Origin of the sequence: Streptomyces coffeae, from assembly GCF_016741875.1 — a bacterium.
In the GTDB taxonomy this organism is placed as follows: Bacteria; Actinomycetota; Actinomycetes; order Streptomycetales; family Streptomycetaceae; genus Streptomyces; species Streptomyces coffeae.
Genome location: NZ_JAERRF010000007.1, coordinates 106,896 through 130,269, shown reverse-complemented (window position 1 = coordinate 130,269; position 23,374 = coordinate 106,896). Strand labels below are relative to the sequence as shown.

Sequence of the window (23,374 nt, the reverse complement as noted above, 5' to 3'; positions counted from 1 at the left end):
CCTCCCCCTCGATGCGTTCACACACTCACAGGGTGCGCCGGACGCCCGCCTGACGTTCGAGGTTGCGCAGCTGCACGGCCAGGTCCCCTTCCACTGCGTCGTACGCCGGGCCCCGACGTCCGACGGGTAGGACCTCCTCGCCCCTCATGTCCTCCAGCATGAGCGCGAACGCGGCATACATGGCCACACCCGCGAGGAGCAGTCCGAGGGCCCCGGACACGTAGCCGAGCCAGGCGACACCGGTGAAGTTGAAGAGCGCCGCGACCGCGAAACGCGGCACGGCCACGCACAGCACGAACCACATCACGCGCTTGCGGTGCGCGACGGTCGCCATCAGCAGGGCGAAGACGGCGAACACGAGGTTGAGCAAGCCGAGCACCTCGATGCCCGACGGCGGTTCGAGGCCCAGCACCAGGGAGTTCGCCAGCCAGGTTCCGGAGAAACACGCCATGAGCGTCGCAGCGAGCACGTCCCTCGCACCGAACGCCAGGATGCTGACGATCAGTTGCAGGATGAAGGCCGGCAGGATCGTCAGGGCGACCGCCCGATGGGCGCCGTCACCGAAGAAGCCCAGTTGCAGCCCTCCGGCGATGACGGAGGCGATTGCCACCGCGAAGAAGCCGACCGGCATCGGCGAGGCGATGGGGCGGAGATTGATGCGGGTCATCGCACGCAGGTCCGGTTCGAAGTGCCGGCCCGTCGGCTCGGCCCGCTCCGGGGATGATTCGGGACTGGTGCTCATGGTGAACTCTCCTGTGAGTCGGGCTTGCAAGGGGGCAGAGGGGCGAGCCGGGTCCTGGTGTAGGCCTTGGCGCTCTCAGTCGACGCGCAGATCGGAGAGCTGCTTCTCGAACGAGGTGATGTCGTCTTCGGGTCCCGGATCGGCGGCCCTGGCGGCCAGGAGCGTGGCCAATTCCCCGCCTGCCCGGCGTATGCGTGCGGGCAGGCCCTGCGTGTATGCGTCGCCGCCGGAGCCCCAGTCCTCGGACGCGGCGTAGACCGCCGTGGGGACGACGACGGCGCGCAGGTAGGTGAACAGCGGGCGCAGGGCGTGTTCCAGGACCAGCGAGTGGCGGGCCGTGCCACCCGTTGCTGCGATCAGGACCGGCTTGCCGGTGAGGGCCTCCGGATCGATCAGGTCGAAGAAGGACTTGAACAGCCCGCTGTACGAGGCGGTGAACACCGGAGTCACGGCGACCAGGCCGTCGGCGCCCGTGACCGATTCGATCACGGTGGCCAGCTGTGGCGGGGGGAAACCGGTCACGAGGTTGTTGGCGACGGCGACGGCCAGGGCCCGCAGCTCGATGACGTCGACCTCCACCGTGTGGCCCCGGTCGGCGAGGTCATCGCGGACCGCATCGGTGAGCCGGTCGGCGAGCAGCCGCGTGGAGGACGGGACGCTCAGCCCCGCCGAGACGGCAACGAGCTTCATGTGGCGGTCACCTTCTCCGGTTCCGAGGCGGCGGCGAGCAGGGACTCATGGGTGGGCCCGTCCGGCACCCCGGCCGCGCGCCCCTTGGCGAACTCCTCGCGCAGCACGGGCACGACCTCCTCGCCGAGCATGTCGATCTGCTCCAGGACGGTCTTCAGCGGCAGTCCGGCATGGTCCATCAGGAACAGCTGGCGCTGGTAGTTGCCCGCGTACTCCCGGAAGGACAGCGTCTTCTCGATCACCTGCTGGGGGGAGCCGACGGTCAGTGGCGTCTGATCGGTGAAGTCCTCGAGGGACGGCCCGTGCCCGTACACGGGCGCGTTGTCGAAGTACGGCCGGAACTCGCGCACCGCGTCCTGGGAGTTCTTCCGCATGAACACCTGCCCACCCAGGCCGACGATCGCCTGCTCGGGCGTGCCGTGCCCGTGGTGCGCGTACCGGGTGCGGTAGAGCTCGACCATGCGCTTGGTGTGGTCGGCCGGCCAGAAAATATTGTTGTGGAAGAAGCCGTCGCCGTAGAAAGCGGCCTGTTCGGCGACCTCCGGCGAGCGGATCGAGCCGTGCCAGACGAACGGCGGGACCCCGTCCAGCGGCCGAGGCGTGGAAGTGAAGCCCTGCAACGGGGTCCGGAACTTCCCCTCCCAGTTCACGACGTCCTCGCGCCACAGCCGGTGCAGCAGCGCGTAGTTCTCGATCGTCAGGTTGATGCCTTGCCGGATGTCCTGCCCGAACCAGGGGTAGACCGGGCCGGTGTTGCCGCGCCCCAGCATCACGTCGACCCGGCCGTCCGCGAGGTGCTGGAGCATTGCGAAGTCCTCGGCGATCTTCACCGGGTCGTTGGTGGTGATGAGGGTGGTGGAGGTGGAGAGGACCAGCTTCTCCGTCCGCGCCGCGATGTAGCCGAGCATCGTGGTCGGCGAGGAGGGCACGAAGGGCGGGTTGTGGTGCTCGCCGGTCGCGAAGACGTCGAGGGCGACCTCCTCGGCCTTCAGCGCGATGGCGACCATGGCCTTGATGCGCTCGCGTTCGGTCGGCGTACGGCCCGTGGTGGGGTCCGGTGTGACGTCGCCGACGCTGAAGATCCCGAATTGCAAGGTTCCTCCAGTTATCAGGTCATTGAGTGCTTCTCGAACGGTAGGAGTCCACGGCATGACTGGGATGACTGTGCGTGCACGGGAAGTGGTCCCACAGCGTTCTGCTCTCCTGCCCTGGTCATCGGCGGGAGGTTCCGCATCGCATGCCGTGCGTTGCGACAAGCGAAGGCAGCTGCCCGGATGGCCGAGAGGCGCCCGGTCGCCGTCAGGTGATGACGTGCCGTAGCAGCGCGGCGACCACCGGGGGTGCCTCGCCGGGAGGTCTGCCATTCTTCACGCGCGGACCAGCGGGGTGTCGACCAGATGCTCGGCCAGGAACCACGCCTGCCGTTCACCGGTCCGGATCACCTGTGACACCAGCAGGTCGATGGTGCCGTCGTCACCCCACTCGGCGGTTCGGGCGGCGGCGTCGTGCGCGGCGATGAGGATGGCCTCATGGGCCGCCAGCAGCCGTGACAGCATGGCCGGCACCTCCTCCACCCCGTCCGGGGGCCGCGGAATCGACGTGATCTCCGCGACGTGCCGGGGGTCCCCCACCGCGACGCCGCCCAGGGACTGGACGCGTTCGGCGATGGTGTCGACGATTTCGAGCTGCTCCCCCGCGTGCTTGTCCAGTACCAGGTGCAGCTGATAGAAGGTCGCGCCGCGCATCAGCCAGTGATGCTTCTTGTAGAGGCCGTAGAGGATCTGCGTATCCGCGAGGACCTTGTTCAGGCGCTGGCACGAGTACATCCGTGCCTCGTAGGTCAGGCCGACCGGGAACTGCTTGACGGTCCCGAACTCCTGGATCACCTCGCCCTTCTGGTGCAGCCATGGCTGGCTGCTTTTCACGGGCTTGGAACTAGTGGTCATGGTCCGCCTCCTTGCGGTGCCGTGCTGTGCGTACCCCGATGACGCTAGGTGCCCGGTCGGGGGACGGCTTGACCGGCAGCGCATGCGGTGGTGCCCGCCAGCGCACTGTGTCCGGTGCCCATGCCCGGCGTTCGCTCTTGGACAAGCCTCCGTGCGCTGGCGGACTCGGGCCGTCGTCCGGTCGCTCTAGCCTCGGCGGGACAGTCCATGCCCGGAGAGCCGGCGGAACGAGGAGAGGCATGAGCACGAACGAGCAGGCGGATGTGGTGGTTGTCGGGCTGGGGCCGGGCGGCGAGTACATCGCCGGCACGCTGGCCGAAGCGGGACTGGACGTGGTGGGGGTCGAGGCGGAACTCGTGGGAGGGGAGTGTCCGTACTGGGGGTGCGTGCCGAGCAAGATGATGATCCGGGCGGGGAACCTGCTCGCCGAGGCGGGCCGTGTGCCCACCCTCGCAGGTGACGCGGTCGCGACTCCGGACTGGGGCAGGGTCGCCGGGCGTATCCGCGGCGAGGCCACCGACGACTGGAACGACCAGATGGCCGCCGACCGGCTCGCGGCCAAGGGCGGTCGGCTCATCCGGGGGAGAGGACGCCTCGCCGGGCCGCGCCGGGTGACGGTCGGTGACCGTACGTTCGAGGCCCGGCGAGGTGTCGTGCTGGCCACTGGTACCCGCCCTCGGATCCCCCCGGTGCCGGGTTTGGAAGGAACGCCGTACTGGACCAATCGGGACGCCGTGGCTGCCAAGGAGCCGCCGGCGTCGATGGTGGTGCTCGGCGGGGGCGCCATCGGCGTCGAACTTGCCCAGGTCTTCGCCCGTTTCACGTGCGCGGTCACAGTGATCGAGGGGCAGGACCGGCTGCTGGCGCAGGAGGAGCCGGCGGCAGGGGAGTTGGCCGCGCAGGTTCTGCGCGCGGACGGTGTCACCGTTCTCACGGGTGCCCGGGCGCGGCAGGTCAGCCATGACGGCACCGAGTTCACCGTCCGCCTTGAGGGCAATGAGCAGATGCTGAGTGCTGAGCGGCTCCTGGTCGCCACCGGACGTCACACCGACCTGACCACGCTGGCGGTCGACACGGTGGGGCTCGATCCGACGGCGGCAGTCGTGCCCACGGACGGGCAGATGCGGGCCGGGGAAGGGCTGTGGGCGGTCGGCGACATCACCGGCCGTGGCGCCTTCACCCACGTGTCGATGTATCAGGCGGAGATCGCCGTCCGGGACATCCTCGGGCAGCCCGGCCCCGATGCCGACTACCGGGCGCTGCCCCGCGTCACGTTCACCGATCCGGAGATCGGGTCCGTGGGGTTGACGGAGCGTCAGGCACGGGAGCGAGGACTGCGGGTGCGCACCAGCATGGTGACCATCCCTTCCTCCACGCGCGGCTGGATCCATGGGCCGGGCAACCAAGGGTTCATCAAACTCGTCGAGGACGCCGACCGCGGCGTGCTGATCGGCGCGACCTCGGCGGGGCCGGCGGGAGGCGAGGTGCTCTACGGGCTGAACGTGGCCATCCATGCCGAGGTCCCCGTCGACCGGCTTCAGCACATGATCTACACCTATCCCACCTTCCACCGGACGATCGAGGCGGCCCTGGGAGCCCTCCGCTGAGCCACGTCCCGATCACGAGCACGGGCCCGGCCGTCCGGCGGTGGCGCGGCATGGTGGGCCGCGACCCCGGCGAGCCGCACCGGGCCGCCACCTCGCTGGAGCTCTTCTTCGACCTGTGCTTCGTGATCGCGGTGGCGCAGGCGTCCGGGAGTCTGCGCGGGGCACTGACAGACGGGAACTACGCCACCGGCTCGCTGCGCTTTGCGCTGGTCTTCTTCACCATCTGGTGGGCGTGGATGAACTTCACCTGGTTCGCCTCCGCCTACGACCCGGACGACGTCCCGTACCGGCTGACGGTGTTCGCCCAGATCACGGGCTCGCTCGTGCTCGCCGCCGGCGTTCGCCGCGCGTTCGAGGACGGCGATCTGCGCGTCATCACGCTCGGATACGTCGTGTTGCGTACGGCGTTGGCCGGGCTGTGGCTGCGCGCCGCACTGTCCGATCCCGCCCGGCGGAGAACCACGCTGCGTTTCGCCACCGGGGTTACGGTGTGCCAACTCGGATGGGTTGGCCTGCTCTTCCTCCCCGCCACCCTGCGGCTGCCCGGTATCGTGGTGATGATCGTGGCCGAGCTCTCAGTCCCTGTGTGGGCGCAGTCCGCTGGGATGACGCCATGGCATCCGCACCACATCGCGGAGCGCTACGAGCTGTTCACCCTTATCGTGCTCGGTGAGTCCGCCGCGGCCGCCACCGTCGCTGTCCGGAACGCCTTCGACCGGCACCATGCCACCGGTTCGCTCTACGCGGTAGCGGCCGGCGGCCTGCTCATGGCCTACGCCATGTGGTGGCTGTACTTCGCCAGGCCCGCGCACACCCTGCTCGCGACCACGCACCAGGCCCATCGCAGGAGATTCCCCTGGGCCTACGGCCACTACCTGATCTTCGCCTCGGCGACCGCCGAGGGAGCCGGCCTGGCCGCGTACGCCGATCACGTCACGCGTCACTCCGGCGCCTCGTCGCCGGCCGCCGGTGCGGCGGTCTCCGTCCCGGCGGCCGTCTTCCTGATCACGCTGTGGGCCGTGCACCTCCGGCCCCACCAAAAGAGCGCGGCCGAGCGGATTCCGTACCCCGTCGCCGCGGTGGGCATCCTGCTGGCTGCCTGGTCCCCGGCGCCTGCCCTGGCCGCTGGTGCGCTGCTGGCGGTCCTGGTCGCGGTGGTCACGGTGCGGCGCCGGTGAAGAGGCCCGCCCGGGACGGACGAGCCGCGCGGACGACCCCGTACGGGGAGTTCGTTCGCGCGGCTGTGCACGCTGCCGCTCGCCGCCTTGGCACCGAAGCGCTGGACCCCGGGGTTGATCGCCTCGTCGGCGCCGGCCACGAGCGCCGGCTGCGCGGAGCGCGGTGTCAGCCGGCGTGGAGCACGGTGCGCAGGGTGCCGGTGGCCAGCGTGATGGCGGCCTCGGCGGCGTGCGTGCCGCGCAGAGAGTTGAGCATCACGAAGTCGTGGATGATGCCCTGGAAGCGCACGGCGGTGACCGGGACGCCGGCCTCGCGCAGCTTGTTGGCGTACGCCTCGCCCTCGTCCCGCAGCACGTCGGCCTCGCCGGTGACGACCAGGGCCGGCGGCAGATCCCGCAGCTGCTCAGTGGTGGCCCGCAGTGGGGAGGCGGTGATCTGGGCGCGCTCGGCCTCGTCGGTCGTGTACTGGTCCCAGAACCACTGCATGCCGTCGCGCCGCAGGAAGTAGCCGGTGGCGAACTGGTGGTAGGAGCCGGTGTCGAAGCTCGCGTCGGTGACCGGGTAGAACAGCACCTGCTGCACCAGTGGGACGTCGCCGCGCTCCTTGGCCATCAGCGTCAGCGCGGCGGCCATGTTCCCGCCGACGGAGTCACCGGCCACCGCCAGCCGCGAGCCGTCCAGGTCCTTGGACGCGCCCTGCTCCACGACCCACCGGGCCACCGCGTAGTTCTGCTCGATGGCGACCGGATAACGGACCTCGGGAGAGAGGTCGTACTCCGGGAACACCACGGCGGCATTTGCGCCGGCGGCGAGCTCGCGCACCAGGCGGTCGTGGGTGTGAGCGTTGCCGAACACCCAGCCCGCGCCATGGATGTAGAGAACAACGGGAAGGGTGCCCTCGGCGCCGGCGGGCTTGACGATGCGTGCCCGGACGCTGCCGGTCGGGCCGCCCGAGATGGTGATCCACTCCTCGTCGATCTGCGGCTTGGCGATCTCGCCGGACTGCACCTCGTCGACCGCCTTGCGGCCCTCGGCGGGCGGCAGGTCGAAGAGGTAGGGCGGGTTGGCGGTGGCCTCGGCGAACGCGGCTGCCGCCGGCTCCAGGACCGGCTGGACCGGCTCGACGGCGTCGGACATGTGATTCTCCCGAGTTTCCTGTGCTGCGCCGGTCTCTCCGGCGAGGGAAGGCGACTCCGGGCCAGACGCAGCGATCTGCGGAGTCGTCGGTCACCACGCTAAAACCGCGCAGGCGACGGAAATTGACCGCCAGCGCACCGGCGCTGACCTCGCAGTGCACGGAAAGGGAGGCAGTGCACTGTCGGAACATATCCGGTGCACTGCCGGGATACACAGCTGCTTCGGCTCGAAATAGCCTGGCGGCGAAGCAGTCGCGGGTCGCCGGGGTTCGGGTCTGTGCATCGCACAAAAGCCCACTCGGAATGAAGTTCGATGGAGTGCCGGAGCGCAGCGCGTACCCCACGCCTCCCCACCAGCCACGGTCGACGCACAGGGAAGTCGATCCAGATCGAACTCGACGCTGTTCACACCGAAGGAGGTTGTCGAAAGGTGTCCACCATGCCGGTCGGTGGGCTGGTTCCCAGCTCCACCGACAACGCCGCGGACCTCGTGGTCCGCAACGCGAAAATCCATACCGGAGACCCGGGCCTCCCGCAGGCCGAGGCGATCGCCATCCGCGACGGTGTCATCACCGTCGTCGGTGACGACAAGGACGTGGCCCCTCATGTCGGCCCGGCCACGAAGGTGGTCGACGCCCTCGGCCGCCGGATGGTCCCCGGCCTCAACGACTCCCATCTGCACGTCATCCGGGGTGGGCTCAACTACGTACTGGAGCTGCGCTGGGACGGCGTCCCCACACTGCGTCAGGGCCTGGCGATGCTGCGCGAGCAGGCCGCCCGCACGCCGAAAGGACAGTGGGTTCGGGTGGTCGGTGGTTGGTCGGCCGAGCAGTTCGCCGAACGGCGGCTGCCGACCGTCGCCGAGCTGAACGCCGCCGCGCCGGACACCCCGGTCTTCGTGCTGCATCTGTACCAGTCGGCCATCCTCAACCGGGCGGCGCTCAAGGCCGCCGGATTCACCAGGGACACCCCCGACCCCAAGGGCGGCCAGATCGTGCGGGGCCGGGACAGTGAGCCCACGGGCATGCTGCTGGCCGCCCCCAGCGCCCTGATCCTCTACTCGACCCTGGCCAAGGCGCCCGTACTGGAGGGTCAGGACAAGAAGACCTCGACCCGTCACTTCCTTCGGGAACTGAACAGGTTCGGACTCACCTCGGCGATCGACGCGGCCGGGGGATTCCAGAACTTCCCCGACAACTACAGCACGGTCGTCGAACTGGCCAAGGCCGGCCAACTGTCGCTGCGTATCGCCTATCACCTCTTCCCGCAGACAGCGGGCCAGGAAATCGATGACCTGGCCCGCTGGATCGAAATGGCCCGCCCCGAGGACGGAGACGAATGGCTGCGACTCAACGGCGCCGGCGAGAATCTCACCTGGGCGGCGGCGGATTTCGAGAATTTCGCCGAGCCGCGCCCGGAACTCGCCGACTACGAAGCGGAATTCGAGAAGGCGGTACGTCTCCTCATGGAGAACGGCTGGGGATTCCGGCTGCATGCCACCTATGACGAGACCATCCGCCGCGATCTCGGCGTATTCGAGAAGCTGGCCGCGGAAGGACTCTTCCCGGCCGGGAACCGGTGGTTGTTCGACCATGCGGAGACGGTCTCCGCGGACAGCCTCGACCGCATAGCCGCCCTCGGCGGCGCCATGTCCGTGCAGAACCGGCTGTCCTTCCAGGGCGAGGCGTTCGTACGCCGCTACGGCCCCGGTGCCGCCGCAGACGCCCCTCCCATCCGGGCCATGCTGGGGCGCGGCCTGACGGTCGGCGCCGGCACCGACGCCACCCGGGTCTCCAGCTACAACCCGTGGGTCGCCCTGCACTGGCTGGTCACCGGCCGCACCATCGGAGACCTGGTCGTCCGCCCGCCGCAGAACCGCGTCGACCGGCGTACGGCGCTCGCGATGTTCACTGAGGCGGGTGCCGCGCTGACCGGCGAGCAGGGCGTCAAGGGAGTTCTGCGCCCGGGCTTTCTCGGCGACCTCGCGGTCCTGTCCGAGGACTACTTCACCGTCCCTGAGCCGGACATCGCGCATATCGAGTCCCAACTGACGGTCGTCGGCGGCCGGATCGTCTATGCCGCCGCCGAGTACGAGGGCCTTGACGAGGAACTGCCGCCGATCAGCCCCCAGTGGAGCCCGGTGGCGCACTTCGGCGGCTACCAGGCCACGCCCGGCACCGGCCTTTCGGGTGCCCGCCAGGCCGAGTTGCTCGGCCAGGCCGTCGCCGAGTCGGAACAGCACCGCCAGTGGCGCGCGCGACGCGGCCTCGCCCCCGAATCCGCGAGCACGTTCTTCGACCCCTGCTTCTCCCTCTGATCTCCAGGGAGGGGCCCGGTCACGAGCCGCCCCTCCCTGGACAGCACCCCCCTCGCGCCGTCCACCCGACGGCTGATGTCAACAGCGGACATCCGTCCGTGATCACCACACACATGGAAAGGCTCTCTCATGGTCAACATCTCCGAGGTCACCGCGGCCCCCAGCCCCGACCTGCTGACCCCCGACAACTGCGCAGTGCTCTTTGTGGACCACCAGCCGCAGATGTTCTTCGGCACGGGCAGCGGCGACCGTACCGCGATCATCAACTCCACTGTGGGCCTGGCCAAGGCCGCGAAGGCGTTCGACGTCCCGGCCGTGCTGAGCACTGTGGCCGCCGAGTCCTTCTCCGGCCCGATCATGCCGCAGCTCGCGGACGTCTTCCCCGACAACAAGATCATCGACCGCACCACGATGAACGCATGGGAGGACCCCGCCCTCGTCGAGGCCGTCAAGGCCACCGGTCGCAAGAAGCTCGTCCTGGCCGGTCTGTGGACCGAGGTCTGCGTCGTACTGCCCGCCCTCTCGGCCCTCGCCCAGGGCTATGAGGTCTACGTGGTCACCGACGCCTCTGGCGGCGTCAGCCCGCAGGCCCACGAACACGCTGTCCAGCGCATGATCCAGGCCGGGGCCGTCCCGGTGACCTGGGTTCAGGTGCTGCTCGAGCTCCAGCGGGACTGGGCCCGAGGCGAGACCTACGGGGCCGTCATGGAGGTGGTGAAGGAGCACGCCGGCGCCTACGGCCTCGGCGTCGTCTACGCGCAGGCCGTCATCGGCGCCCACGCCGCCGGCTGATCTCTTCACACGGTCATCGACGGAACGTCAGGAACAGGTAGGAACAGCATGGACTCCGGACTGTTGGTCCTCCGGCTGGTGGCGGGCCTTCTCATCGCCGGGCATGGAGTGCAGAAGGTCAGTTTCCGGCTGGGGGGCAACGGCTTGGCGGGCGGAACCGAGGAGTTCCGGCATGACGGTTTCCGCGGCGGCCGGCTCACCGCGCTCGCCGCGGGCGGCAGCCAGATCGGCGCCGGTCTGTTCCTGGCGGCCGGCCTGCTCACGCCCGCGGCGGCGATGGCCGCGATGGGGGTGATGACGGTCGCGAGCACCGTCAAGTGGCGCAATGGGCTGTGGGTCCAGAACGACGGTTACGAGTATCCGTTGGTCCTCGTCATCGTCTGCGCGGTGCTGGCGCTGACCGGTCCCGGCCACTGGTCGGCCGACCACGCCCTCGGGCTGACCCCCTGGCCGCTGTGGGTCTCCGTTGCGGCCATCGTGCTCGGCCCGGCCAGCGGACTGCTCACCCGAGTGGTACTGCACCGCCCGCCCGCTCCCGGCGGGAGGACTGCCTGTGCACAAGCCACTGACTGACGCGGCCCGTACCGTGGCCCCGTCCAGGGGAGACCGGCACGGCCCTCTGCCGCCGCTCATGCTGACGCTGACGGTGGTGACCGGCCTGGTCGACGCCGTGAGCTATCTGTCGCTGGGGCACGTCTTCGTCGCCAACATGACCGGCAACGTCGTCTTCCTCGGGTTCGCCCTGGCCGGCGCCGACGGGCTGTCCGCGCCTGCCTCGGTCGTATCGATGGTCGCGTTTCTCGCCGGTGCGCTGGCGGGAGGGCGGTTCGGCACCCGGTTCGCGGCACACCGCGGGCGGCTGCTGACCCTTGCCACAGCGCTCGAGGCGGTGCTCGTCGCCGGGGCGGTCATCGCGGTCGCGGCCTCGCACGGAAGGGTGACCACCACGGTCCAGTACGCCCTGATCGTGCTCCTCGGCTTCGCCATGGGTCTGCAGAACGCGGTCGCCCGGCGCCTCGGCGTCCCGGACCTGACCACGACCGTACTGACTCTGACCCTGACGGGACTGGCCGCGGACTCCACCCCGGCCGGTGGGTCGGCCCCGCGGCCCGGACGGCGGATCCTGTCCGTGCTGGCCATGTTCCTCGGAGCCCTCGTCGGTGCGGCGCTGCTGCTGCACGCCGAACTGGCCCTCACCCTGGGCCTGGCGCTGGTGTTGCTCGCGGTGACCTCCATAGTCACCCATCGCCTCTCGGCATCCGACGGCGCCTGGATCAGGCCGCAGTCCTGAACGTGGCGTCGGCCCCTCATGCAGATCGCGGGTGAGGGGCCGGCGCTTTCCACCGGCCGCGAGGCCGCGCACCGGCTTCCGCCGACCGCCCGCAGAATGGCCATCGACTATGCCCGCACGGCACCTGAAAGACACTGCCGGATGCAAGGTGCGCGCGCCCTCCTTCCGGCATGGACCAGCATGAGTGCCACACCACCACCCAAAGACCCCCGCCCCGCGCCGGATTCGGCCTGGGCCCCGCTCGCGGCGCGCGTCTTCCGCGCGCTGTGGATCGCGCAACTGGTCTCCAACATCGGCAGCTGGATGCAGACCGTGGGCGCCCAGTGGCTGCTGATCGGGCACGACGCTGCCCTGGTGACGCTTGTGCAGACCGCCTCCAGCCTCCCCGTCGTGCTGCTGGCCCTGCCCTCGGGCGTGCTGGCTGACCGTTACGACCGCCGTAGGGTGCTGCTGGCCGCGCAGTTCGCCATGCTCGCCGTCTCCACCGGGCTGACCGTGCTGGCGTTCGCGGACGCGCTCACTCCCCAACTGCTGCTCGGCCTCACCTTCCTGCTGGGATGTGGCACCGCTCTGATGGGTCCGGCCTGGCAGGCGATCCAGCCGGAGCTCCTGGAACGCCGCCAGTTGGGACAGGCGGCCGCGCTCGGCGCCGTGAACATGAACCTGGCCCGCGCCCTCGGCCCGGCACTCGGCGGAGCGGTGGTCGCGGCAGCGGGCGCAGGCTGGGTCTTCGCCTTCAACGCCGCGTCCTACCTCGGCATCGCAGCCGTTCTCACGCTCTGGAGGCGGCCCCCGACCCAGGCGCCCACGGCTCAGGGCGAGAAGCTCCTGACGGCTCTGCACGACGGCCGCCGCTACGTGTGGTACGCGCCCGGCGTCCGTCGAGTCCTGCTGCGTACGGTGCTGTTCATCCCCGGCGGTGCTGCGCTGTGGTCGCTGCTTCCTCTGGTCGCGAGCCGCTCCCTGGGCCTGGGCTCGGGAGGGTACGGGCTGCTGCTCGGCGCGGTCGGTGTCGGTGCCGTGGGCGGGGCGTTCGTGCTGCCCGCCATCCGCCGCGCCCTCGGCGCCAACGGCACTCTCGCCGCAGGCGCCGTCGTCTTCGCCGGAGTGCTGGCGGTGCTGGCCACGGCCCGGATCCCCTGGCTCGCGGTGGTCGTGCTGCTGCCGGCCGGAATGGCCTGGATCGGCGTGCTGTCCACCCTCAACGCGGCCCTCCAGACACGGCTGCCCGGCTGGGTCAGGGCACGGGGACTCGCCGTCTATCTCCTGGTATTCCAAGGCGGGCAGGCGCTGGCGGCACCCGTGTGGGGTGCGCTGGCCGACGGGCTGGGGCTGACCGTCTCCCTCCTGGTCGGCAGCGGGCTGCTCCTGGCCGGCGCGGTGAGCGTGCGCCGCTGGCCGCTGCACGGCATGGACGGCATCGATCCGACCCCGTCCGACCACTGGCCCGTTCCACCCCTGGTGTTCGAGCCCGGACCGGCCGACGGCCCCGTGCTGGTCTCCGTCGCCTACCGGGTCGGCCCCGGGAACAGGGCCGCCTTCACCGACTGCATGGACCATGTGGCCCGTTCCCGCCGGCGCACGGGAGCCCTCACCTGGGGGCTCTACCAGGACGGCAACGATCTGGAGCGGTTCATCGAGAACTACCTGGTCGCCTCGTGGTCGGAGCATCTGGCCCAGCACCACAGCCGGCTCACGACCACCGACCGCCGTTACGAGGAGCGGGCACGCCGCCTGCTCGTCAAGGGCACCGCACCGGAGGTGACCCATGCCTTCGATGCCGCCGCGGGTCCCGTGGTGTCCGGGACGGAGGAGACGGACGACGCGATGAGCACGTAGGGGCGCCGACGCTCAGCGGAGGACCGGGCGGGGACGGACGCGACCGCGTCCGACGACGCCAACGCCCCCGGAATGCGGTCCGAGAAAGAACGAGCACCGCGTTCAGGCATCGAGGAGCCGCGTGGGTGACGGGGTGTACTTCGTCAAGCCTTGGGTGTCGCGCCATTCACGTGGGGAAATCCCGTAGGCGGCCCGGAACACCCGGCTGAAATGCGCGGCGCTGGTGAAACCCCATTGGTGCGCCACCGCGGCGATCGTGGAGCCATTCGCGTGGCGCGCCAGATCGCGTCGGCACTCCTCCAGGCGACGCCGCTGGATCCACCGGCCGACAGTGGCGTCTTCGCTCTCGAACAGCTTGTGCAGATAGCGCAGGGATATGCGGTGGGCTCGGGCGATGGCCTGCGGGGTCAGATCGGGGTCCGCGATGTGACGGTCGATGAACGCCTGGATCCGCAGCAGCAGTGCCCGGTGTCCGTCGGGCGTGTCCGCGCTCGTCCGGCCGAGCCGCTCGTCGGCCAGCACGCCAAGCAGATCCACGAGGTTACGGGCCATCAGCTCGCTGACGCGTGGCGGGTAGGTTCCCGCGCCGTCCACGAGCCCGGCCAGGAAGGGCGACAGCAGCCCGCCCAGGGGCGTGTCGGGGCCGAGCGGGGAGGCCGTGACGTGAGCCATGTCGGACTCGCGCAGCCCCAGAACGTCTCTCGGCAGGACAAGGGACTTCGTCCGGAAGGGCTGGGGAAGGTCCAGCCGACCGGGACGCGTCATGTCGTAGACGAAAACGTCCCCCGGCCCAAGGAGTGCTTCACGGCCGTCCTGCTCGATTCGGCCGACTCCTCTGTCCAGCAGTTTGACGACCACGTAGTCGTCTTCGCCGCCCTGCGCGACGTGTCGCCGGGTGCGCAGGGCGGACAGGCAGTCGCCGTCCACGGTGACGGCCTGGAGCCGGCCGAGCGGTGTCGTACGGATCGTGCCGGAACACACCTCGTCGGGGACGGTCATGTCCACAGCGCCGAACGTCCGGGACAGGGCTTCGCGCCAGTACGCCCGTCTGCGGTGGGCGGGCACCGAATCCGTGGTGTTGAGGGTGCACGGGACCTGCCCAGGCTCCAGTATCGAGGAATTCGGCGACATGATCTCCGCCCTTCAGCTGGTGTGCTTGCTGAAACACCGTGCCAGCGGGCCTGGGGCAGCACATCGCGTGAATCCGCTAGATCAGGGATGCAGGAGGCGTAGGCCGCTGGGGCGGCGAGCCCGTCCGCTCAGTTGTCGGGCAAGGCCATGACCAGGTTGGCGAGCTGAACCCGTGAGTTGACCGACAGCTTGCGGAAGGCGGAGGTCAGGTGAGTGTTGACCGTGTGCGGGGAGACGACGAGCAGGTCGGCGGCCGACCGGTTGGTGTAGCCCTCGGCGATGAGGCGCGCGACCTTCTTCTCTGAGGCCGTGAGGGCCCCCCATCCCTGGACGGGGCGCCGCGTGGACGCTGCCCGGCGGCTGCCGGCCCCTGCACTATCGAGATCGCGCTGCATGCGTGCCGCTGCGGCGTGGGCGCCTGACTCGGCGAACGTGCCCTGGGCGTGAGTCAGCGCGGCCATTGCCTGAGGTCTCCGGCCTGCTGCGAGGAGTGCCTGTCCGAGATCGGCGTAGGCGGCGGCCCGGACCAGCGGGCGAGGGCTTGCCCTGAGCAGTGCCACGGAACGTTCCAGCAGGGCGAGATCGTTCTTCACGAGTCCGAGGGCCTGCGCCCCGATGCCAATCGCGGTGGGGACGGCCGGGTTGCGTTCGGCATGGGCTTCGGCCTGTGCGGCGAGGTCCTCGGCGAGCTCGTGGTCCGCGCCTCGCAGGGCCATGCGTATCGCGGAATCGACCCAGTTGCGCAACAGTGGCCAGCGCATGAAGAAGCCTTTCCGCTGCACCTGTCGCATCTTGTCGATGGCAAGCCCGATCTCCCCGTCGGCCTCGGCGTGGACCGCTTCCAGGAAGCGCACCGCTGCCGTGTTGCCCGGGTTCGGTTTGACGGTCAGTCTTTCTTGCGCTGCGGCCAGGTGCTCCCGCGCCGCTTCCCGATCGCCGCGCAGCAGGGCGATCCAGGAGCGGATCACGCGAGCGTTCACCTGCTGGACGGGTACCTGTACGTCGTCTTCCAGTCGCTCCATTGTCACCAAGCCGGCGTCGGCGTCGGCGAGCCTGCCAAGCCCCAGATCGTGCTGGCCCTGTGCCCACAGCATCATTGCCTGACGCATCGACCCGGCGTGGTCTGCTGCCTGCAGGAGCAGGCGTTCGCTGGACTCGAAGTCGTCCACGTGCAGGTGCGCGACGATCTCTTCGGGAAGGAAAGCGGAATCGACGGCACTGAGTGCGCTGAAGCACTCCAGCGCGACGACGTTCTCACCCGCGTTCTGCGCGATCTCGCCGAGCGCGGACAGCGTCAGGACGTGCGCCTCCCGGTCACCGATCGCGGTAGCGGCACGCAGCGCGGTCTCGCCGGCCTCGCGCGCCGCGACAAGATCATGGTCCCGGGACAAAGCCAGCGCCCGCAGAGCGGCCAGCCTCGCCCCGACCTCCGGGGCGGCGACGCCGATCGCGAGGGCCGATTCGGCCCGTCGGCGTAGTTCCTCAGCGAGATCCATGTTCCACAGCGTCCCGCCGAGGGCAGCCTGGAGCCGACTGAATGCCTCCAGTGGCGGTCGGAGGATCAGCAGCCGGTCGCCGGTCAACAGCGCCTCTCGACTCCTGCCGGCCCGAGTCAGGCAGACGATCGCCTGCTCACCCACGTCGAACCGCAACGGCCGCGCGGACGGCACCAATTCCAGGGCGCGCGTCATCAGGTCGGCCGCGAGGCCCGGCGTGACCGGCAGTACGTCGTCAGCGGCTTGCCGCAGCAGTGCCACGGCTTCCTCGTCTCCGGGCAGGGCGCCCCTGAGGATGTGCGGCACCGCGTCGATCGGCTGGCGGCCCGCGGAGACAAGCTGGTGGGCAGCCTCTCGGTGCAGAGCCTTCCGGGCTGACGGCGGGATGTCGACGTAGATCGCTTGGCGCAGCAGATCATGCCGGAAGGTCAGATGATCCCCGTCGTCGTCCAGGAGCCCGGCGCGCACCGCCTCCTCGAGCGCCGCGATCAACGTTGCGGACGGTTGGCCGCAGAGCGCGGCGGCGTCGTGGAAGCCGAACCTGCGTCCCAACACCGCTCCCATCTGAAGGAAGCGCAGTGTGCTGGGCGGCAGGGATCTGAGCCTGGCGCGCACACCCACCACGAGCCCTGGGGGCACAGGCTCACCCGAGGCCTCGACGGTCCGCAGGCCCGCGGGCATCTCGACCGCCGGAAGCGGGTTCCCGCCGGCTCCGTCGGGCAAGTCCCGTACCCGTTCGTCAACGCCTGCACCCAATGTGTCGCCGGCCGGTTGGCCGATGGCGGCGCCGGGCAGTGGCCCCAAGGGCACAGTGAGCGTCGGGAGTGTGTCCATCGCGGCTGCGACGACCTCCTCCGCTGGACCAGCGGGCTCCAGTCGCCCGGTCAGCAACCACAGGACCGGCGAGGTCCGCAAGCGTGTCGGAAGCTGCTTCAGGGCGAACCGGCTCAGCGGGTCGGCCCACTGCACGTCGTCGAGAGCGATCAGCACCGGCACGCTGCCGGCTCTGGCTTCGATCGCCTCCGCCAGGCGCTCCACCAGCCAGATCCGCTGATCGTGATTGCGCGCAAGATCGACAAGGGCATCGCCGGACAGCAGCGGCTGATCGCCGTGCAGGATGCAGGTCGCCAGCGACGAGAGCGGGACGATGCGATGCAGCTCATCGGCCTTGCCGAGGCCGACTGAGAATCCCGCTGACCTGGCGCTGGTGACGGCCTCGGCGAGCAGCGTGGTTTTGCCGATGCCCGGTTCGCCCTGGATCAGGGCCAAGCCGCCGCTTCCGGTCCGGGCCACCGAGGCGATCAGTGCCCGCAGCTCTTCGAGCTCGGCCTCTCGGCCACGCAGACCATTACGGGACAGCGATCCGCCTGACGCCGCCACTCACGCGCCTTCCTGTGCGCACTCGCCGGCCGAAGCCGGGCTCAGCCCGTGCCGACTGGTGACTGCGCCCTTCGGGGTCGCCTGCCGGTGCCGGAAGATCTCAGCGCCGGAAGGACCGGCGAGCACCTCGGGTGGCAGACCGGTCGCGGGCTCACGTTCTCCGTCGGCATGGAAACGCCCGAGGGCGTGCGTGACGCCCAGCGGGTCGCGGCTCTCCGCGGGCTCGCCATGCGTGGCCGCCTCGCGGCACGTCAAACCCACCGTCTGCGAGTGCTTCGTCACTGCGGGTCTGCGGTCGTGCTTCTCGTGACGACGCGGAGCATGACAGAGATCGTCTTCCTCGACGTCGAGTGGCAGGCGGACGCGATCAGTAGCGCCGGCCCGAGTGTCACGCCACTGGCTCGGCGACATGCCGTACGCATCGCGGAAGAGTCGGCTGAAGTGGGCCGGATTGGTGAAGCCCCACCGCCGGGCCACGCCGGAGACTGTCCTCTCACCGATGTCGCCCTGGGCGAGATCCCTGGCACACTCCCGCAGCCTACGGCGCTGAATCAGGCGACTGACCGTGATCCCTTCCCCTTCGAAGAGCTTGTGGAGGGACCGGACGGACATCCGGTGAGCAGCCGCGATGGTGTCCGGACCGAGCCCCGGATCCCCGAGGTGTCGGTCCACGTAGGCGCAGACTTCCCAGGTCTGGCGGTCTCGGGAACCGACCGTGCCCGCCACGTCACCGGCGGCCCGCTCGGTGATGAGGGTGGCCACCAAGTCAGTGAAGTTGCGGGCCAGGCGGCCGGCAACACGCTCAGGGCAGTCCGCGGCTTTCTCGGCCATCGTCACGAGAAGCGGTCCGACCAGGGCGGCCACCGGACCGGCCGCGTCGATCACAGTGGCCGTCACCCGCTCCAGTTGGTCGTCCCGTACGCCGAGAACGCGGCGAGGGACGAGGCAAGCCGTGATGGCTACACCGTGCGGAAAGTCGACCACATGCGGGCGCTCCGTGTCCCAAAGGGCAAGTGTTCCGGCGGCGAGCTCAGCCGTTCTTCCGCCCTGCTGGAGCACAGCACTGGTGGCCCCCACGACGGCGACCACCACGAAGCCCTCGGTCTGCCCGGCATCACGGGCGATCCGTCGTCGACTGCGGATGAAGCGTTGCGGATCCGCATCTGTCGTGACGAAGAGCAAGTGCCCCAGTGGCTGGGTCGTCATCCGGCCTTCCAGTGATGGCCCCCCGTACGAAGCAACCGTCACCGGCAGAGTGGCCATGGAGACAGCCCGGCTCCAGCGGCGAATCCTGTTCCCGCAGTCCGGAAATCTGGCCGTGTCGATCACAGGTGTCATAGGAGTCCTCCAGCCGGTCACGCGTGCCGGAACCCACCGCCGCACAAGCCGTCGGCTCGGCACAGCGTCCATCGTGGAACGCCGAATGACTTACGTCGTCGGCATGATGACTGCGAAGTGACTGTGAGGAGGCGATGCGCCGAGAGACAGGTGATTCTCAGCGCGCCTTGGTGTTCTCTGCGCGCACTTAGACTGTTCCTGTCCAGGTCAGAACAGTGGCGCAGGGGAACATCGGATGTCGGGCAACATACTGTTCGGTAGGGACAAGGAGCTGGCGACTGTCGACGAATGGGTCGACGGACTACCGGAGCGCGGCAGTGCACTGCTGATTCAGGGAGCCCCGGGGATCGGCAAGTCCTCCCTCTTGGCCCACGCTGTCACCCAGGCCCAGAACTCAGGATTCATGGTCCTCAAGGCGTCAGGTGTACAGGCGGAGACCCATCTGCCGTTCGCGGGGCTGCACCAGCTGACCCGGACCATGGTGGATCGGGTCTCGCACCTTCCTCCCATCCAGGCGGATGCGCTGCGGGGCGCCTTCGGCATGGCAGAGCCGTCCCCCAGTGCCTCCGCGCCCCAGTTCTTCATGATCGCCCTGGCCACGCTCAGCCTGCTCGTCGAGGCGACCGCCGATACCCCCGTTCTGCTGATCGTGGACGACGCCCAGTGGCTCGACGTCCCGACCCTGAACGTTCTCGGATTCATCGCACGGCGCGTCGGCGCCGAACCTCTCGGCCTGCTGTTTGCCCTCCGTGAAGGTCACGCGGCGTCGCTGGGCACCCTTGACATCCGCGAACTGCACCTGAAGCCCCTGGAGCCGGCCGCGGCCGATGCTCTGCTGGACGCCCGCGAACCCGGTCTCGACCCAGGCGTACGTCGCCGTGTGGTGGAGACGGCTGCCGGCAACCCGTTGGCGCTGATCGAGCTCCCGATCACCCTCGGCGCTGACGGGGAGACCTCCGGGGCCGTGGCATCGACAGCACTCCCGCTCACCGCCAGACTCGAGCGTGCTTTCGCCTCGCGCCTGGCCGATCTGCCGTCCGACACACGCAGTGCGCTGCTCGTCACCGCCGCCGACGACGGCGGCGGTGCGCCGATCGATGTGCTGGCCGCCGCTTCGATACTCACGGGCACAGAGATTTCCGCACGCTCCCTGGAGCCCGCCATCGCCGCACGTCTGGTGTCCGCCGATGAGTGCCGCATCGACTTCACCCACCCCTTGGTGCGCTCGGCCGTCCTGGGCTCGGCAACGCTCGCGGACCGTCTTGCCGCCCACGGCGCACTGGCCGACATCCTTCACGGACAGCCTGACCGGCAGGCATGGCACCGTGCTGCGGCCATCGGTCGTCCCGACGAAGCGGTGGCGCGGCAACTGGACCAGGTGGCTCTGCGAGCGAAAGGACGTGGCGCCGCCGCGGTGGCCATGTCGGCGTTGGAACGCGCCACAACATTGAGCGAAATTCCTTCCGGAAGAGTGGCACGCCTCCTGGGTGCCGCGGAACTGGGCCTCGAACTCGGCCAGACGGACCGAGCGTCAAGCCTGTTGCAGCAGGCCGAACCGCTGGAGCTCGGCGTGCTGGAGCGGGCACGACTGCTCCTGCTGCGCGAGGGGCTCGAAGTGGATGTCGCGGGGAGCACTCCCCGGCTCCATCTACTGATCACAACAGCGGAGCGGGCCTCCGAGGCCGGCGATCCCGAACTGGCCCTGCGGCTGTTGCGCGCAGCCGCGCGGCGGTGCTGGTGGTCCGACCCCGGACGGGAACTACGGGAACGCGTGGTGGCTGCGGCCGAGCGGCTACCCGTTCCGGAACTCCACCCGGACCTGGTGTACACACTGGCCGCGGCCACCCCGGTGGAGCGGGCGGCGACGGTGCTCGAACGCCTGGAGCGCGTCGAACGTCAGGGCGGGTACGACTTTCTGGCCGCTGCCACCCTGGGCACGGCGGCCACGATGGCGAACGCGTACGACCACGCCACCGGATTTCTCCGGCACGCGGCGGCCGGGCTGCGTGCCCAAGGCTGTCTGGGCCTGCTGGCCCAGACACTGGTGTCCCTCGCCTTCAGCACCGTGCACACCGTCGACTGGGAGACCGGACTCCCGGCTGTGGCCGAGGCGATGCGTCTGGCCGAGGAGAACGCACAGCCGCGCTGGCTGGCCGGCGCGCGAATCGCGAAGGCTCAGTTCGCCGCATTGCACGGAGATCTGGACACGGCGCTCTCCGTCATCGACGAGGCGGAGCGTCAAGGGTTGTCCGTGGCCAATCCCTCCAACCTCGCGTTCATCCAGATCACGCGCGGCCGGATCGGGCTCGCCGCCGGCAACCACGCCGAGGCGTTCCACTGCATCTGGCGGGTGTTCGACCCGAGCGATCCGGCCTACCATCCGTTCCTGCAGACCACCGCCATCGCGGAGTTGGCCGAGGCCGCAACGGACGATGATCAACGAGCCATGGCGAGGGCCGCGTTGCAACAGCTCGACGCGTCCGCCGGATCCAGCGAGGCCCAACTGATCCGGATAAACCTGGGATTCGCCCGTGCGCTGCTCTCCGACGATGAGCATGCGGAAGAGCGCTTCCGATCGGCGCTCGATCTGGACATGTCCCATGCGCCCTTTGCCCGCGCCCGACTCATGCTCGCCTACGGCGCCTGGCTCCGACGGCGTCGCCGCGTGATGGAAGCCCGCACCCCGCTCCGGATCGCCCGAGAGTCCTTCGCGGTCCTCGGTGTGGAGCCCTGGTGCGAACGCGCCTGCCACGAACTCCGCTCGGCAGGCGAGGGCAGCAAGCGTCAAAGCCGTACCGACTGGGACCTGCTTACGCCTCAAGAGCTGCAGATCGCCCAGCTCGCGGCGGAAGGTCTGTCCAACAAGGAGATAGGTCAGGAACTGTATCTGTCACCGCGAACGATCGGCGCGCACCTGTACCGCATCTTCCCGAAGCTCGGGATCACCTCTCGCGGCCAGCTGAGGGACAAGCTGAGCGCGAACTGAGCATGCCCCTCCTGCCCCCACACGCTTGTTGTCCCGGAGGTCTGACGGCGTCGGAGCAGGCGGCGCGGCGGGCAGTCACCGCGGCAGCACGGTCGCCAGCCACTGCAGGACTTCGGGGGTCACGGGGTCGGCTATGTCGGCGAACTCGTCGTGCTTCTCGAGGAACTTCGCCACGTAGGGACAGACCGGCACGATGCGCTTCCCGGAGGCACGTACGTCGGTCAGGGCCTGCTGGACGAGGAGCGAGGCCAGGCCCTGCCCGGCGAAGGCGTCGTCGATTTCGGTGTGGTAGAAAACGCGCTGGTCATCGCGGTCGCGGTACGCGGTGAGGCCGGCGGTTTCGCCGTCTACCAGGATTTCGTACCGGTCATTGGCGTCCACTCGCTGGACGGTCGGAGCGGCGGCTGGCTTTGTCATCGTGTGCCTTTCAGTGGCGCGGTGGGTTTGTGCGCGGCGAGATGGTGGCTTTCGGAAGGGCGGGCGCGGGAAGGCGGTCGCCGTCGTAACCATCGACCCTGCCGAAGCGGTCGGATGCGTTCTGCCACGCTTCCCTGGCTTCGACGATGTCTTCGTGGCTGCGGCCGATGAAGTTCCACCACATGACGATCTGTTCCTCGAACGGCATCCCGCCGAGCAGCACCGCCCGGGCAGGGGTGTCCGTCTCGTTCGTCAGCGTCAGTGTGTGGTTTCCCGTGCCGAGGTAGCCCAGCTCCGCCGGGCGCAGGAGTGTTCCGGCCATGCGGACGTCCCCTTGGTCGACGAGAAGGCCGTGCTCGAAGGCGGCATCCACCGGGAGTGTGACCGTCGAGCGCGGCTCAAGGACGAGTTCGGCGCCGAGCAAGGGCGTGAACGTTCGCACCGGAGAGGTGTCCCCGGCGAGGGATCCCAGAAACACTCTGATGTCTGCCCCGCCCACCCGGACCGGGCTCGGCACGTAGTGCCGGAAGTCCCTGCTGGTGTGCCGGTGTTCTTCGGGCAGCACCACCCACAACTGGACGCCGTGCAGGGTCGTGGTGCGGGTGGTGGAGACTTCCGAGTGGCAGATGCCGTACCCGCCGGTCATGAGATTCAGCTCGCCGGGCCGTACGAGCGCGTGGCTGCCCAGGCTGTCGCGGTGCTCGATCTCTCCGCTGAACAGCCAGCTCACGGTCTGCAGGCCGGTGTGCGGATGGGGAGCGACGTCCATGCCGCCCGTGTCAGCGACGTTGTCGGGGCCGTAGTGGTCGATGAAACACCAGGCCCCGATCAGCGTCCGGGCCCGCTGCGGCAGCGTGCGCCGCACCGTCGTCCCTCGTGGCCCGCCCAACGGGACGTCCCGCGCGGTCAGCACGTCGACCGGCGGCGCGGCCTCACCGTGGTCCGCGGCGCCGCAGCGCAGTTCGGCGGGATCCACTTCGACGTTGCTCATCGCACGCCCCTCTCGCACCCGAGGATGATTTTATATTCAATCATCGCGCCTGATAGTAAGTCTCAGCCCCCTCACATGCACGGCAGAGCGAACGAG

Annotated in this window: 18 protein-coding genes; 8 read left to right on the top strand and 10 right to left on the bottom strand. The window is 69.5% G+C overall.

The window, feature by feature from the left end:
* Positions 1–25: 25 nt before the first annotated feature.
* The 4 genes from JK363_RS13805 to JK363_RS13790 form a co-directional block, all read right to left on the bottom strand.
* A complete protein-coding gene (locus tag JK363_RS13805; protein ID WP_201875157.1) occupies positions 26–742 on the bottom strand; it encodes an acetate uptake transporter family protein in 717 nt (238 codons plus the stop codon).
* 75 nt (positions 743–817) lie between these two features.
* Positions 818–1,432, bottom strand: a complete 615-nt coding sequence (locus JK363_RS13800; RefSeq protein WP_201875156.1) for an FMN reductase — start codon at positions 1,430–1,432, stop codon at positions 818–820.
* On the bottom strand, positions 1,429–2,526 hold the full coding sequence (locus JK363_RS13795; RefSeq protein WP_201875155.1) for an LLM class flavin-dependent oxidoreductase: 1,098 nt from the start codon (positions 2,524–2,526) through the stop codon (positions 1,429–1,431). The genes JK363_RS13800 and JK363_RS13795 overlap by 4 nt, the downstream gene beginning before the upstream one ends.
* 273 nt (positions 2,527–2,799) lie before the next feature.
* Complete coding sequence (locus JK363_RS13790; protein WP_201875154.1) at positions 2,800–3,378, bottom strand: Dps family protein; 579 nt, start codon at positions 3,376–3,378, stop codon at positions 2,800–2,802.
* Between the two features lie 239 nt (positions 3,379–3,617).
* On the opposite strand from JK363_RS13790, the gene JK363_RS13785 reads away from it, so the two are divergent.
* Both JK363_RS13785 and JK363_RS13780 read left to right on the top strand, forming a co-directional pair.
* The gene (locus tag JK363_RS13785) at positions 3,618–4,985 is read left to right on the top strand and encodes a dihydrolipoyl dehydrogenase family protein (RefSeq protein WP_201875153.1); all 1,368 of its coding nucleotides are present in this window, start codon (positions 3,618–3,620) and stop codon (positions 4,983–4,985) included.
* Between the two features lie 50 nt (positions 4,986–5,035).
* Complete coding sequence (locus JK363_RS13780; protein ID WP_215910903.1) at positions 5,036–6,163, top strand: low temperature requirement protein A; 1,128 nt, start codon at positions 5,036–5,038, stop codon at positions 6,161–6,163.
* 166 nt (positions 6,164–6,329) lie between these two features.
* On the opposite strand, the gene JK363_RS13775 is transcribed toward JK363_RS13780, so the two are convergent.
* Positions 6,330–7,301, bottom strand: a complete 972-nt coding sequence (locus JK363_RS13775; RefSeq protein WP_201875152.1) for an alpha/beta hydrolase — start codon at positions 7,299–7,301, stop codon at positions 6,330–6,332.
* A 429-nt stretch (positions 7,302–7,730) separates the two neighbouring features.
* On the opposite strand from JK363_RS13775, the gene JK363_RS13770 reads away from it, so the two are divergent.
* The 5 genes from JK363_RS13770 to JK363_RS13750 all read left to right on the top strand — a co-directional run bounded on the left by JK363_RS13770 (position 7,731) and on the right by JK363_RS13750 (position 13,539).
* Positions 7,731–9,617, top strand: coding sequence for an amidohydrolase (locus tag JK363_RS13770; protein WP_201875151.1), 1,887 nt, complete (start codon positions 7,731–7,733; stop codon positions 9,615–9,617).
* A 129-nt stretch (positions 9,618–9,746) separates the two neighbouring features.
* Positions 9,747–10,409 carry a hydrolase gene (locus JK363_RS13765; RefSeq protein WP_201875150.1) on the top strand — a complete coding sequence of 221 codons (663 nt, stop codon included), beginning with the start codon at positions 9,747–9,749 and terminating at the stop codon, positions 10,407–10,409.
* A 48-nt stretch (positions 10,410–10,457) separates the two neighbouring features.
* Positions 10,458–10,982 carry a DoxX family protein gene (locus JK363_RS13760; protein ID WP_201875149.1) on the top strand — a complete coding sequence of 175 codons (525 nt, stop codon included), beginning with the start codon at positions 10,458–10,460 and terminating at the stop codon, positions 10,980–10,982.
* Entirely contained in the window at positions 10,963–11,700 is a 738-nt protein-coding gene (locus JK363_RS13755; RefSeq protein WP_201875148.1) for a YoaK family protein, read from the top strand. Before JK363_RS13760 ends, JK363_RS13755 begins: the two co-directional genes overlap by 20 nt.
* 180 nt (positions 11,701–11,880) lie before the next feature.
* The gene (locus JK363_RS13750; protein WP_201875147.1) at positions 11,881–13,539 is read left to right on the top strand and encodes an MFS transporter; all 1,659 of its coding nucleotides are present in this window, start codon (positions 11,881–11,883) and stop codon (positions 13,537–13,539) included.
* A 102-nt stretch (positions 13,540–13,641) separates the two neighbouring features.
* Here JK363_RS13750 and JK363_RS13745 read toward each other — a convergent pair whose 3' ends face one another.
* The 3 genes from JK363_RS13745 to JK363_RS44180 all read right to left on the bottom strand — a co-directional run bounded on the left by JK363_RS13745 (position 13,642) and on the right by JK363_RS44180 (position 18,875).
* A complete protein-coding gene (locus JK363_RS13745; RefSeq protein ID WP_201875146.1) occupies positions 13,642–14,670 on the bottom strand; it encodes an AraC-like ligand-binding domain-containing protein in 1,029 nt (342 codons plus the stop codon).
* A gap of 128 nt (positions 14,671–14,798) precedes the next feature.
* The gene (locus tag JK363_RS13740; RefSeq protein ID WP_201875145.1) at positions 14,799–17,546 is read right to left on the bottom strand and encodes an ATP-binding protein; all 2,748 of its coding nucleotides are present in this window, start codon (positions 17,544–17,546) and stop codon (positions 14,799–14,801) included.
* Positions 17,547–18,875 (bottom strand): helix-turn-helix domain-containing protein, encoded by a 1,329-nt coding sequence (locus tag JK363_RS44180; protein ID WP_307821716.1) that lies wholly within the window; start codon positions 18,873–18,875, stop codon positions 17,547–17,549.
* Between the two features lie 244 nt (positions 18,876–19,119).
* On the opposite strand from JK363_RS44180, the gene JK363_RS13730 reads away from it, so the two are divergent.
* Positions 19,120–21,870 carry an ATP-binding protein gene (locus tag JK363_RS13730; protein WP_201875144.1) on the top strand — a complete coding sequence of 917 codons (2,751 nt, stop codon included), beginning with the start codon at positions 19,120–19,122 and terminating at the stop codon, positions 21,868–21,870.
* Positions 21,871–21,945: 75 nt separating this feature from the next.
* Here JK363_RS13730 and JK363_RS13725 read toward each other — a convergent pair whose 3' ends face one another.
* Positions 21,946–22,287, bottom strand: coding sequence for a GNAT family N-acetyltransferase (locus tag JK363_RS13725; RefSeq protein WP_201875143.1), 342 nt, complete (start codon positions 22,285–22,287; stop codon positions 21,946–21,948).
* A 10-nt stretch (positions 22,288–22,297) separates the two neighbouring features.
* Positions 22,298–23,278, bottom strand: a complete 981-nt coding sequence (locus JK363_RS13720) for a pirin family protein (RefSeq protein ID WP_201875142.1) — start codon at positions 23,276–23,278, stop codon at positions 22,298–22,300.
* Positions 23,279–23,374 lie beyond the last annotated feature (96 nt).

Coding starts and splice junctions, on each gene's coding strand:
- JK363_RS13745 (WP_201875146.1), bottom strand. CDS start 14,670: ATGTCGCCGAATTCCTCGATACTGGAGCCTGGGCAGGTCCCGTGCACC.
- JK363_RS13725 (WP_201875143.1), bottom strand. CDS start 22,287: ATGACAAAGCCAGCCGCCGCTCCGACCGTCCAGCGAGTGGACGCCAAT.
- JK363_RS13730 (WP_201875144.1), top strand. CDS start 19,120: ATGTCGGGCAACATACTGTTCGGTAGGGACAAGGAGCTGGCGACTGTC.
- JK363_RS13785 (WP_201875153.1), top strand. CDS start 3,618: ATGAGCACGAACGAGCAGGCGGATGTGGTGGTTGTCGGGCTGGGGCCG.
- JK363_RS13765 (WP_201875150.1), top strand. CDS start 9,747: ATGGTCAACATCTCCGAGGTCACCGCGGCCCCCAGCCCCGACCTGCTG.
- JK363_RS13750 (WP_201875147.1), top strand. CDS start 11,881: ATGAGTGCCACACCACCACCCAAAGACCCCCGCCCCGCGCCGGATTCG.
- JK363_RS13760 (WP_201875149.1), top strand. CDS start 10,458: ATGGACTCCGGACTGTTGGTCCTCCGGCTGGTGGCGGGCCTTCTCATC.
- JK363_RS13805 (WP_201875157.1), bottom strand. CDS start 742: ATGAGCACCAGTCCCGAATCATCCCCGGAGCGGGCCGAGCCGACGGGC.
- JK363_RS13720 (WP_201875142.1), bottom strand. CDS start 23,278: ATGAGCAACGTCGAAGTGGATCCCGCCGAACTGCGCTGCGGCGCCGCG.
- JK363_RS13800 (WP_201875156.1), bottom strand. CDS start 1,432: ATGAAGCTCGTTGCCGTCTCGGCGGGGCTGAGCGTCCCGTCCTCCACG.
- JK363_RS13775 (WP_201875152.1), bottom strand. CDS start 7,301: ATGTCCGACGCCGTCGAGCCGGTCCAGCCGGTCCTGGAGCCGGCGGCA.
- JK363_RS13790 (WP_201875154.1), bottom strand. CDS start 3,378: ATGACCACTAGTTCCAAGCCCGTGAAAAGCAGCCAGCCATGGCTGCAC.
- JK363_RS13780 (WP_215910903.1), top strand. CDS start 5,036: ATGGTGGGCCGCGACCCCGGCGAGCCGCACCGGGCCGCCACCTCGCTG.